This is a genomic window from uncultured Xanthomarina sp. (assembly GCF_963971605.1).
Classification (GTDB): domain Bacteria; phylum Bacteroidota; class Bacteroidia; order Flavobacteriales; family Flavobacteriaceae; genus Xanthomarina; species Xanthomarina gelatinilytica.
The window spans coordinates 1-12770 of record NZ_CAXATZ010000026.1 but is presented as its reverse complement, the minus strand read 5'-3'; the positions used below and the strand labels follow the sequence as shown (position 1 = coordinate 12770).

The 12770-nt window shown below is 35.9% G+C and carries 7 protein-coding genes; 1 reads left to right on the top strand and 6 read right to left on the bottom strand.

Annotation, left to right across the window (positions count from 1 at the left end; all coding sequences use genetic code 11):
• Window positions 1-45: 45 nt before the first annotated feature.
• On the bottom strand, window positions 46-312 hold the full coding sequence (locus tag AACY93_RS09960; protein ID WP_286853360.1) for a DUF1456 family protein: 267 nt from the start codon (window positions 310-312) through the stop codon (window positions 46-48).
• A 224-nt stretch (window positions 313-536) separates the two neighbouring features.
• On the opposite strand from AACY93_RS09960, the gene AACY93_RS09955 reads away from it, so the two are divergent.
• Window positions 537-938, top strand: coding sequence for a hypothetical protein (locus tag AACY93_RS09955; protein WP_007650151.1), 402 nt, complete (start codon window positions 537-539; stop codon window positions 936-938).
• A gap of 95 nt (window positions 939-1033) precedes the next feature.
• Here AACY93_RS09955 and uvrB read toward each other — a convergent pair whose 3' ends face one another.
• From uvrB to AACY93_RS09930, 5 genes are all read right to left on the bottom strand, one after another.
• Window positions 1034-3034 (bottom strand): excinuclease ABC subunit UvrB, encoded by a 2001-nt coding sequence (uvrB, locus tag AACY93_RS09950; RefSeq protein WP_286853361.1) that lies wholly within the window; start codon window positions 3032-3034, stop codon window positions 1034-1036.
• 109 nt (window positions 3035-3143) lie between these two features.
• A complete protein-coding gene (locus AACY93_RS09945) occupies window positions 3144-5474 on the bottom strand; it encodes a T9SS type B sorting domain-containing protein (RefSeq protein ID WP_286853362.1) in 2331 nt (776 codons plus the stop codon).
• Window positions 5475-5553: 79 nt separating this feature from the next.
• Window positions 5554-10347, bottom strand: coding sequence for a choice-of-anchor L domain-containing protein (locus tag AACY93_RS09940; protein ID WP_287006344.1), 4794 nt, complete (start codon window positions 10345-10347; stop codon window positions 5554-5556).
• A 163-nt stretch (window positions 10348-10510) separates the two neighbouring features.
• Window positions 10511-12310 carry a gliding motility-associated C-terminal domain-containing protein gene (locus AACY93_RS09935; protein WP_287006346.1) on the bottom strand — a complete coding sequence of 600 codons (1800 nt, stop codon included), beginning with the start codon at window positions 12308-12310 and terminating at the stop codon, window positions 10511-10513.
• 78 nt (window positions 12311-12388) lie between these two features.
• The coding region (locus AACY93_RS09930; protein WP_339611850.1) for a T9SS type B sorting domain-containing protein at window positions 12389-12770 on the bottom strand (382 nt) is incomplete at its 5' end.

Sequence of the window (12770 nt, the reverse complement as noted above, 5' to 3'; positions counted from 1 at the left end):
ATTTGTGCAATTTAGTAATATTTACCATACTACTGAAATGCTAACCTATTTTTTTGTGTTTTTGTTTGAAATAGCTGGTTTGGAATCCTTTTTTGGCATAGGTCCACGTAGGTGAATTACTAAACCATTTAAAAAATTCCTTAATATTTGGTCGCCACATTCCATGTATTTAGGGTGATCCTCTTTTCTGAAAAATGCGCCCAACTCACTTTTAGTGATTCTAAAATCTACCAATTCCAAAATTTTTACTATTTCGTCGTCCCGAAGTTTTAAAGCAACCCTTAATTTTTTAAAGATGTCGTTATTAGTCATATATAAAATTTATTGTTTCTTTTTTCTCACAAATGTAAAATAATCGATGAAATACACATTGTAGTTAAAATATTGATAGTCAGTTAATTAACTTTTATTTTATACAAAGCGTAAAAAAATAACGATAAAACGCAGATTATTTTTCGACAAGTTACAAATTATAAGGGATTATTAATTATTGTTTATAAGTATCTTTATAATGTAAATATTAATCCATTCCTCTAATGATTAACAGGGTTGAAAAATTAAGCCTTTTGTCTGAAATGATTTCATTTGCAAAAAGCGAAAGTGATTTAAAGCCAATTGAGTATAACTTTTTACTAGCAATTGCAAAACAGCTTGAAATCTCCAGAGAAGATTTCGATTATTTGATAGATCATCCAATAAACTATATTCATTTAGAATCCCATAGTGAACGTATTGTGCAATTTCATAGATTGGTTTTACTTATGAATATTGATGACGAGCATACACCAAAAGAAAGAATCAAGCTGTTTAATTATGGCATCCGAATGGGTTTAAGTCACGAATCCATCAATAAGGTATTGTATTTAATGGAAAGCTTTCCTAATAAAATTGTTCCTCCAGATGTGCTTATTGATATTTTTAAAGTGCAATATAATTGATTTAAATTCAAAGTTTATACTTCAAGATTTAGCTTATATAGTTGCATATTTTTGAATGATGGATTTTTGGAATTTAGTTTTAAGGAACTTGGGGTTTATTTCAAAGTTTCTAATTTCCCTTGATAAGCTTTAATCTCATCTCTAAATTTAGCTGCCTGTAAAAAGTCCAAAGCTTTGGCTGCCTGTTCCATCAATTTTCGTTTTTCACGAATTTTCTTTTCCAATTCCCCTTTTGTAAGATATTTGCTTTCTGGTTCGGCCGCTTTCATGGCTTCCAATTCATAACTGTAAGTGCTCACCGAATTTTTTGACAAGGCATTGTCAAGACTTTTGTTCAAAGCCTTTGGTGTTAACTTGTGTTTGGTATTGTAAGCAATTTGTTTTTCACGTCTGTAATTGGTTTCATCTATGGTTTTTTGCATGCTGTTGGTTATCTTGTCTGCATACATAATGGCCTTTCCGTTAAGGTTTCTGGCAGCTCTTCCAACGGTTTGTGTTAAAGATCTGGCCGAACGTAAAAACCCTTCTTTATCTGCGTCCAGAATAGCAACCAAAGACACTTCTGGTAAGTCCAAACCTTCACGAAGCAAGTTTACACCAACCAAAACATCAAACAAACCTTTTCGTAAATCCTGCATAATCTCAACTCGTTCCAAGGTGTCCACATCACTATGGATGTAACGAACCCGAATTTGAATCCTGCTTAAATACTTGGTCAGTTCTTCGGCCATACGTTTGGTCAAGGTTGTTACCAAGGTACGTTCATCCTTTTCAACCCTTTGTTGGATTTCCTCAATTAAATCATCAATTTGATTCAAGCTAGGTCGTACTTCTATTACAGGATCCAGCAGACCAGTAGGTCTAATAACCTGTTCCACATAGATGCCATCTGATTTTTGAAGTTCATAATCTGCAGGTGTGGCACTTACATATATCACTTGGTTTTGCAAGGCTTCAAACTCCTCAAATTTTAAAGGTCTGTTATCCATAGCTGCTGGAAGTCTAAAACCATATTCTACCAGGTTTTCTTTTCTGCTTCTATCTCCTCCATACATGGCATGGACTTGAGAGATGGTCACATGACTTTCATCTACAACCATTAAATAATCGTCTGGGAAATAATCCAGCAAACAGAAAGGTCTGGTTCCTGGCTGTCTACCATCCAGGTATCTGGAATAGTTTTCAATACCAGAACAATAACCCAATTCGCGAATCATTTCCAGATCAAATTCGGTACGTTCTTTCAGTCGTTTTGCTTCCAGGTGCTTACCAATTTCTTTAAAATATTCGTATTGCTTTACCAAATCATCTTGAATGTTTTTTATGGCGCCTTGTAAGACTTCAGGAGAAGTCACGAACATGTTGGCTGGATATATATTGAGCCTGTCATACTTTTCAATAACTTCGTTTGTTTGAATGTTAAACGCTTCAATATCTTCAATTTCATCCCCAAAAAAGTGAATCCTAAAGGCGTGATCGTCATAGCTGGGAAACACATCCACAGTGTCTCCTTTTATTCTGAAATTTCCGTGATGGAATTCTGCTTCTGTTCTGGAATACAAGCTTTGAACCAACCTATGAAGTAACTTGGTCCTGGAAAGAACCTGGTCCTTTTCAATGGATATCACGTTTTTTTGAAATTCCACAGGATTTCCAATACCATACAAGCAAGATACCGAAGCAACCACCAGCACATCTCTTCTTCCGGAAAGTAGGGAAGAAGTTGTGCTTAAACGCATTTTTTCTATTTCTTCGTTTATGGAGAGGTCTTTTTCAATGTAAACGCCAGATACAGGAATATAAGCTTCTGGTTGGTAATAATCGTAATAAGATACAAAGTATTCTACAGCATTATTAGGAAAAAACTGTTTGAATTCTGAGTATAGTTGAGCAGCCAAGGTTTTATTGTGAGCCAAAACCAGTGTTGGTTTTTGTACCTGTTCAATAACATTGGCAACTGTAAACGTTTTACCAGAACCAGTAACACCAAGCAATGTTTGGTATTTTTCATTGGCATTTAGGCCATCTGCCAATTGCTTGATGGCAGCTGGCTGATCTCCTGTTGGACTGAATTCTGATGTTATTTTGAAACGCATAATGCGTATTTTTTATGTTATAAAAATTATTTAAGATGCTTTGACAAGCTCAGTATGACATCGAAGCTAAATTACTTAAAGATGTTGAAATTTTACATGAAACTTTCATCTATCTTTTTAAAGTAAAATGACCTCTATATTCTTTGCCGTTACTAAAGGTAATTACAAACCAATAATCGTCTGTTGGCAGTAATTCCCCTTTAAAAGTGCCATCCCAACCAGAACTGAAAGCACTTAATTCTTTGAGGAGTTTTCCGTATCTGTTAAAGATGTTTACAGTTACCGAAGTTTCCATGTAATCCAAACCTACTGGATTCCAAAAATCGTTGTAACCATCGCCATTTGGTGTGAAAAACTTAGGGAAACCTAAAACAGAAACATCTGCTGAAATGATACCACAACCGTTTTTATCTTGAACATACACTGTGTGATTTCCTGCAGTTACATTGGTAAAGGTATTGCTGTCTTGAAAGTAACCGTTATCTAAGGCAAATTCGTATTGTCCTTCGCCAGTTACAACTATTGTTATGGAGTTGTTGTCTGACGCTTCAGTTATTAAAATATCTTGAATTGTAGCTAGATTGGAAGGAAGAACCGTTATGGTTCTTGTGTTTGAACAGCCATCACTATTGGTAACCGTTACAGTATAAGTGCCTACTTCATTCACAGAAATTTGCTCTGTGCTTTCCAATAAATCAGTGCCATTAAATTGCCATTGGTAATTAAAGTCAATTGGGTTACCATAAAGAATTCCAGCTTCCAAAAGTATGGTTTCTGGAAAGAGATTTAAGCAATAAACCATGTCTTCATCTGAAATTAATTCTGGAGAAGGGTTTACTGTTAAATAAATGGATGCATAGGCATAACAATTACCATTATCTGTAATTTGAACATATAAGGTGTCAAAATAGGAACTGTCTGTGTTTTCATAGGTTCCGGAAAGAGGGTTTGTTTGGTTTTCCAATTCAGATTGGGACCCATAAAAGGTGATTGTGGCAGTATTAGGTACATTGTTGTTTGAAAGCACAAAAGCTTCCATGGCATCCAAATCAAAGCTCGTTATGCCATCGTTGGTATCATCGTCACATCCTGGATATAATGGAAATACAATAGGATTGTTGGCAAAGGTTAAAGTTACTTCTGCAACCGAAATACAACCATTGGCATTTGTAACTCTTGCATATACAATTTGGTTAATGGCAGTATTATCAAAATTGGTTGGTGTGGGAATTGGGTTTGAGTTGGAGATTGCTTCTGCTTGAGAAAAGAAAAAGTTTTCTAAAGTCAAGGCATTGTTGTTATTGGTAACATCTGCTTCTGCATCAAATAAATTATAGTTGGTAAAACCATCCAAATTATAATCGCAACTGCTCAATGTGGTGTTAAAAACTGTTGGATTTGCAGCCATTTCAACAACTACTTCGCCATACGAAAAACAGGTGCCATCAATAACCACTTCCACATTGTAGGTTCCAGCATCTGTAACCAAGTAGGTGGGATTGGTCTCCAAGGGAATTTCCACACCATTTTTAAACCATCTATAAGTGTTGGTTCCAGGTTGGCTGGCATCTAATAAAATGGTTTCGTTTGGACATAAAGCCGAATTGTTGGCAAGTAGTAAATCTGGTCCTAAATTGGTACTTAATTGAAAACTGCCAGCCTCTAAAAAAACAGCCGAATCGTATCTGTAATTTTGTTCGTCTGCTATAACCAGTTTCACATGATAGGTTTCGTTAGGGATTACATTGGCAGTTGCAGTTAAAACAGCTGTTTGTCCATTAAAATTTATGGGAGCATTGCTATCGTTCCAACCCCCAAAATAGGCTTCGTTTATGGGTTGGCAAGCGCCAGGGATCCCAGAATGAACCGTTGTTACCTTAACAGGAGTTGTGGTGCCAGGAACAAGGGCAATGTTGTCGTAAATGGTTTCTGTTTCCTTTCTAATTAAAAACCCGAATAAATCGGAATATTGACAGGTATTGCTGTTGCCTTCTTGATATTCTTCGGAAGCAAAAAGATACCTGAAACTAATTTGGTCTGCAACAGCTCTAAAATTGAATTCCAAGATAGTTGCATTGATAGTGTTCGACTCGTTTAAAGCATATTCCAAATCTTCATCGCCACCCCAACCGTTTGCATCGTCGTCACTTAGAGAGGTATTTGGGCCTTGTACGTTTATCAATCTTCCCGTACTGAGCACAATGCCTTCCTGAAAGGGAAACGAAGAACCATTGGCGTTAAAATAACCATAGCTTTTATCTGGACCATTGAAATTACCACCAACAGCATTGGTAACAACCACATCTGTAATGCAATTGCTATCTATTAAGATATCTTCAATAAGTTCTTGAGCAGAATAGGTATTGCTATCTGTAATCACGTTTTGCGAAAACGTCAAGGAAGAAACAAAAACACAAAGAATTATAAAATACTGCTTCATTAATGGAAATTAGTGTGCAAAGATAACCAATACTAATTTTTTTACAGTATAAAGTTTGTTAAAGACTTGTGAGATTCTTTTATCTTTTTAAAGCAAAATGTCGTTTTACTTCAAAAGAAATATCACCTTTTTTAACATAAGCCACAAACCAGTAATCGTTAGAAGGCATTGGTTCACCACGATAGGTGCCATCCCAACCAGGAGAACTGCTGGTAAGGGTTTTGATGAGTTTGCCATATCTGTCGAAAATATTGACAATGGTTCCTTCCAATTGGTTGACTCCAGTGATGTGCCAAGTATCGTTATAACCATCGCTGTTTGGGGTAAAAAACAAAGGAGCATCAATAATAACAATGTCTTTGATGGCAGAAGCACAACCGTTTAAATCGATAATTTCAATGGTGTGTGGTCCTAAGGTAACATTATAAAATACGTTGGACTCTTGTGGGACACCATGATCCAGAACATAAAGGTAATTTCCAATCCCACTAATGGTAACTGTAATGTTATTAGGATTAGAGAAATCAACAGTTTCTGTGAATTCTATAGTAGCTTGTTCGGATTCTATGACATTAAAGGTGGAAGTAGTTTGGCATCCATTTATGGAGGTAACCGTTACAGAATAGGTTCCAATTTGTGTGATTTCTATTTCTGGGGTTGTAGCAGTGGTTGACCACACATAACTGTCGTCTGCAAAACCGGTTTCAGCAGAAACTATTAGTGGTAAGTTGTCTAAACAAACCGTTTGGTCTGGGATATTGACTTCTGGTTTTCTGTTTACAACCGTATTAAAGAATGTGGTGTTAAAGCAGCCTGTCTGGTTATTTTCCACTCTTACATAAATGGTTTGTCCATCAAATGCCAAATAGTTTAAATCTTGTATGGCATTGGTGTTGTCTATGGCTTCTTCTGACAGTTCAAAATAATCCACACTATAATTATTTGGGTCTTGTGTGCCAAGAATAAAAGGTGTTTGTTGGGACAAATTGAAAATAAGCATGCCATCAAAATCATCATCACAAGCTATTAAATCAGGAGGTTGGTTGGCCATGGGACTTGGGTTTACCAATAAATTAAAGGAACCAATAGCAGCACAACCTGTGTCTGTATTTAAAGCATGTATAAAGATAGTATCGTTGTTTGAATTGTATGTATAATTGGTATCCAAGGGATTTTGTCCATTCTGTGCATCTGTTATATTGGAATAAAAAGTAACATCAATTGGAGTTTGGGTTCCTATTAAATCATCAACAGCATCCAATAAATTAAAAGAGCTCGAATTGTTGTCACAAATCTCAATAGAAGACGAGTTAATGGTAGGAGGTATGTTAACTATTAAATCCAAAGGAATGGTAACATAACAATTGGAAACAGTATTGGTGACTTTAATAAAAACCGTTTGTGGATTTGAGGTATTGCTGTAAGCACTTGGATTTGGAATGCTAATGTTATTATTATCCACATCTTCCATGGTTTCATGATAAGTCACCAAAATATCATTTTGTCTAATATCCAACACTTCAGATTCTGAAACTGTTAAATTGAAACTTGCAGATCCATCTTGATCTGTATCACATTGGGTTAAAGCAGAAGCTGCATTTACCAAAGGGACTTGTATCACATTTAAACCAAATTCTGCAATGGCATGGCAATAGGTTCCATTTTCCACACGTGCATAGATTTGTTGTGGATTGGTTTGATTGGTGTAATCCAAAGGTAGTTGGTTTTGTTCGTTTTCAGCGTCCGTTAAAGACTCATAAAAAGTAATGGTTAAGTTTTCCGGACTGTTTTGGGACATTTCTGTTATGATGGCGTTTAAATCGAAGGATTCTTGACTGTCGTTGGACATGTCATCACATAAAAATGTGTCCAAAGGTGCATCAAAAACAGGAATGGAGCCTACTTCAATAATAAAAGAAGACACTCCAAAACAACTTTGGTCACTTAGGTTTTCCACACGTACATGTATGGTTTGTGGGTTTGATTGATTTGTGTAAGCCAAGTTTTTGTCAATGATGTTGGTTCTGTTTAGGGCATCTGCAGCAGATTCAAAATACAATACGCGTTTTCCGGTTTGACCATTTAAAATTTCGGCATCTTTATCCACAAAAAAGAACTCTGCTGTTTGATTGCCATCGGTTTCACAATTTCTAAAGTTACTGATATTGGTAAACACAGGTTCGGTATTAACAATGATTTCGAAATTCACTAAGGCATAACAAGTTGTGATCTCACTTTCTATCCTTACAAATATCGTTTGTGTATTGGCATTGTATGCAGATGTGTTGGCAATGGCATTGGTATCAGCATTAGCATCATTTTCTGAAGTGTGAAAAGAGATGTTTAAGTTTGAAGTATTGGCAACAATTTCTGAAATTTTAGCCTCTAAATCCACTATATAATATGCATCCTGATCATCGTCGCAAATTACAAGGTCTGATGGTTGAGAAACTGTTGGTGCAGGTATGACATTTATTTCAAGGGGAGCAATGTCGTTACATCCAGTTGTTGCATCGGCCACACGTGCATAGACGATTTGAGGATTGCTTGTGTTCGTGAAAAAAGGAGGTAATATATTTTCGTTATTTTCAGCATCTGCTTGAGATATAAAATAACTAACCGTAGCATTTGAAATTCCAGAGCTTACATAGGTATCAAAGGTAGCCAATTCAATCGCTGTAAAGCCATCATCATCTGTATCGCAATAATTTACAGGATTTAATGCTTGTAAAACCACAGCAGGATTAATCACTAAATTTATGTCTGTAAAGTAGGTGCAATCTATACTTTCTATGGTCACGAACAATGGGTGTGGACTAGCAGTTACTTGGTAAGGAACTGTTTGGTCTATTGGGTTGGTTCCATTGGTTTGATCTTGTTCGGTTTCATAAAAAGTAACCGTTACGTTTTCCAAATTGTTGATAATGGTGTTTCCTATGTTTTGTAGGTTAAAATCTGAAATTCCATCATTGGAAGCATCATCACATCTGTAGAAGTTTCTGATTTGGGTTCCTGATTCCAAAATATTGGTGTGTAATTCAATAGCTGAAATGGCAACACAACCAGTAACATCGTCAACAACCCTTATATAAACCGTTTGCACATTAGGAGTTGTATTTTCAAAGTTAGTAATATCTTGAATTGGGTTATCTCCAGTTTGCGCATCTTCATAAGAGGTGTGAAATGTGGTTGAAACCCCTGTCAATCCGTCTAAAATATCAGTAATAACCGTTGAGAGGTCAAAACTATCAAAACCATCTCCATCTTGCTCACAGGCATTTATGGTTTGAGGATCCATATTAATAGCGGGACTGTCCAAAACAGTTACAACCATAGATGTAGTGCCAAAGCAGCCAGTGTTGGCATCTGTAACCCTCACAAAAAGCTGTTCGGTTTGATTGGTGTTTACGTATGGGGAAGCTATTGGGTTGGTACCAGCATCAGCATCTGCTTGAGAATAGTGATAGGTAACAATTAAATTTGGATTGTTGTTGGTTATTTCGTTGTCTGCTTGGGTTAAATCTATTTCGGTAAAGCCATCTGCCGTGGCATCGTCACAAATTTCCAAGGGTTGAGGGTCTATAATAATTGGTAAAGGATTTACAACCAGGTTAAAATTGGCATAGGCCAAACAACCATTGGTTGTGTCTTCAATTCTTACAAATATGGTTTGTGGATTAGACGTATTTTGAATAGGATTGGTTATGGCGTTTAGGTTATTTTGGGCTTCAGTAGCAGACTCATGATAACTAATATTGTAACTTGAAGAAGGAACGGAAGCTAATACTTCGGCATCTTTAGTGCTTAAATCAAAGGTTTCAATACCATCGTTACTGGTATCATCACAAATCTCATAATCTGCAATAGGTCCAGCAGGTTGTTCGGAGTTTAGTGTAACTTCTATGGTGTCGTCAATTACACAAGTGGTATTGCTAATAGGAATGGTTACAACCGTTGTATAGGCTCCAGAAGCACTAGCTGTTAAGGTTTCTGATGTTTCACCAATTAATGGCTGTCCGTTTAAAAACCATTCGTAAGTAGCCAACGGGTTTTGTATATCGGCATTTAAAGTCACATTGTCTGCACAGGTGGTCACGTCTGGACCTAAATCTACAGAAGCATTAAAGCTGTTACCTTCAATAAAAACGGCTGAATCGAAATTCTCATCAGATTGATCTGCAATGACCAACTTAATATGGTATTGAACATTTGGTAAAATGGTGGCGTTTGCTGTTAATACCGTTGTTCTTCCATTAAAATTGGTGTCTCCCAGATTATGTCCATCAAAATACTGTTCGTTTTCTGCTGGGCAGAAACCAACTATTTCTTCATGGACTGTATTAGTGTTAACCGGAATGGCAGTTCCAGGAACCAAAGCAACATTTTGATAAGGAGCAGCCGAACCTGTTTCTTTAATCAAGAAAGCAAAACCATCGGAATAATCACAAGGATAATTGGCATAATATTCTTCTGAAGCTAAAATATAATTGAATTGTACTTGATTGGATACCGAAATAAAATCGAATTCTATGGACGTCGCATTCAAGGTATTTGTAATTCCTAAGGCAGATTCCAAATCAGGATCTGTTCCCCATGTGGTTTCCCCTTCATTTAAAGGGTTTGCATTTACCGTGTTTCCAGCAGAAGTTGCTGCTCCAGTAGAAAGCATGATGCCATTTTCAAACGGAAAATTGGAGCTGTCTCTTTCAAAATACCCAAAACTGGCTATTTGATTTACCGTACCGTTACTGTTTGATTGTATGTTAGAAACCTCTACACAGCCTTGGATTAAGTGTGTTTCTATAAGGTCGTTCACTGGGATGTTATCGTTTATGGAAATTTGTTGGGCGTAGGTAGTTTGCAAAAAAGCCATAAATAAAGCGGCTAACAGAGAGCTAGCATATGTAAGCCTTTGATGCGTACTTTTATTTTTTACTTTCAAGATTCTATTAATTTGGGATTAATTGGGCGAGCAAAGTAGGTAAAAATTAGACAAAACGCAAAAAATATCGATAAAATGCAATATTTTATGTTTACTATCGATTTAAGTATACCCAACCTGTAAGTATATTGTAATTGGGATCGTTTAGATGCAATTGATAAAAATAGGTTCCAGTGGGTAAGATGTTTCCAGTATTATTAATGCCTTTGTTGGCTTTTCCTTCCCATGGTGTATTGTTGTCTCCTTCAAAAATTAAGGTGCCATATCGATTGTAAATTTTCAGTTCATGCTGTTCAAAAATATTGTAAAGTCCTTGAATGTTGAACCAATCGTTATAGCCATCATTATTTGGTGTAAAAACCTGTGGAATGTGTGGTGGACAATTTTCCACTACTAAATCAAAATAATAAATATGGTAACAGGGTTCGGTTGGTACTTTTAAATAAATGGTTTGTGGCTCAACAGAGTTTTGATAGTACGTTGGATTAATTATTTCGTTTAAATCTGTTTCAACATCTTCAAAAGATTCATAAAATGATATTGTTTGTCCATTGGTTTCAACTTGTTCCAATGAGAGGGTGAGGTCGAAATAAGCTTGATCAAATCCTTCATCACAATTTTTTAATGGTTCGAGAGGATTGATAGGTATATCAAGGAGTTGGATATCCTGAAAGGCTTGGTTGTTAAGTTCATTTAATTCAACAACCGTTCCTGTGACATTTCCAGTATCATCTACAACCATGGTTATATTTAGGTTATTTGGCAGGCTTTCTGGAACAGTAACGGTTATTTGTCCGTTTTCCGAAGCTCCAATAAGCAGTTCGTTTGTGGTAAATGTGCTGCCAATAAGTTCATTGTTGGCATAGATGGCAATGGGAACATTTGCAGCTAAAATATCTGTACTGTTTATGTTGAAAATAGTGTAATCGATTGTGATTTGTCTGTTGCCACATTCCAAAAGGATATTGTTTATTTGAACTGTAGCATCAGGAAGCTGACTGTTTAATACGGTTATAATGTTGTTTATTATAATTAAATCGGCTTGCAGGTTACCAAAAATATCCAAATCTCCAGTTGTTAATTTTATTTCAACAGAAGTGTCCCCAATTGCAATATTATTTTGAATGCCATAAACATCAATGTCTCCATTGTAAAATGTGTTGCTGTTTGTAAAAGAGTTTGTGCCATTAAAAGCATTGTTGGCAGGATTTAATGGCGGACTTGAAATGATATTGTTATTGATTATTATGGATTCGCCATAATTTAAATTGGCATCCCCTTCCCATGCAAGAAAACCAATTTTAGCGCCATCGTTATCCAAGACATTTACATTGTCCAATAAAATAGTTTTTTCCTGAACATTTCTATTGATAATCTCCAAACCTTGAAATAAATTCACTTGATTTAAAGGCAACTGACTTTCCTCGAAAACTACATATACACACCAACCAGCAAAATTGGTTCTGTTGCCACAATAGCCAAGATTGTTTGTTAAGGTTTCAGAAATATCCAATCCTGAAAAGTTATAGGTAGCATTACCTGTTGTTGTGATGAAGTCTGTAATGTCCGCATAGCAGGAAAAATAAGTGAGCAAACCATAAGTAGGGTCGTTGTATTCTACTAAGTAGATATTGTCTGCACTAATTGGATTATTGTTTAAAGCCACATCCAAATCGCCATTACCAGAACCAGCCCAGTAGAGATATGCAGCAACAATAGTTGTATTGGCTGGCATGAGTAAATCGGCTTGGGATTCTGATAAAACATCACAAAAATCACGATCTATATTGTTTTCGCCAGAATTTAAAGTGTTTCCAAATGCCAAATAATCATATTGTCCATTAAATTGCTGAAATAACGTAATCTCCTGACTAAAAAGAATGTTATTTGTCAAAATGATACAGAATATAACGTATGTAAAAAGTCGAGACATTCAACAAAAATTATTGAATTAAATGTACAACTTTTATGTTTAACGTTTTAAAGTAAAGTGACTTTTAAACTCCCTGCCGTCTTGTAGTGTTGCAGAAAACCAGTAATCACTGGTAGGTAAGGGCTCTCCATTAAAAGTGCCATCCCAACCAGTTCCAAGAGGATCAATTTGTTTTACTAATTTTCCATATCTATCAAAAATTCGAATCATGGTATTTGGCTGAAATAAGTTAGAGACTCCTTTTACATTCCAAGTATCGTTATAGCCATCACCATTTGGTGTAAAGAATTTTGGAAAACCAATAACAGAAACATCTTGGGTTACTATGCCACAATTGTTTTTAATATCCCTTACAGCAACTGTATAAATACCTCCATATACATTGTAAAATGTGTTGCTGGATTGATAGGTGTAATATAAA

Excerpts from the sequence above, each read along its gene's own strand:
- AACY93_RS09960 (WP_286853360.1), bottom strand. The coding sequence starts at position 312 with ATGACTAATAACGACATCTTTAAAAAATTAAGGGTTGCTTTAAAACTT.
- AACY93_RS09945 (WP_286853362.1), bottom strand. The coding sequence starts at position 5,474 with ATGAAGCAGTATTTTATAATTCTTTGTGTTTTTGTTTCTTCCTTGACG.
- AACY93_RS09955 (WP_007650151.1), top strand. The coding sequence starts at position 537 with ATGATTAACAGGGTTGAAAAATTAAGCCTTTTGTCTGAAATGATTTCA.
- uvrB (WP_286853361.1), bottom strand. The coding sequence starts at position 3,034 with ATGCGTTTCAAAATAACATCAGAATTCAGTCCAACAGGAGATCAGCCA.
- AACY93_RS09940 (WP_287006344.1), bottom strand. The coding sequence starts at position 10,347 with ATGGCTTTTTTGCAAACTACCTACGCCCAACAAATTTCCATAAACGAT.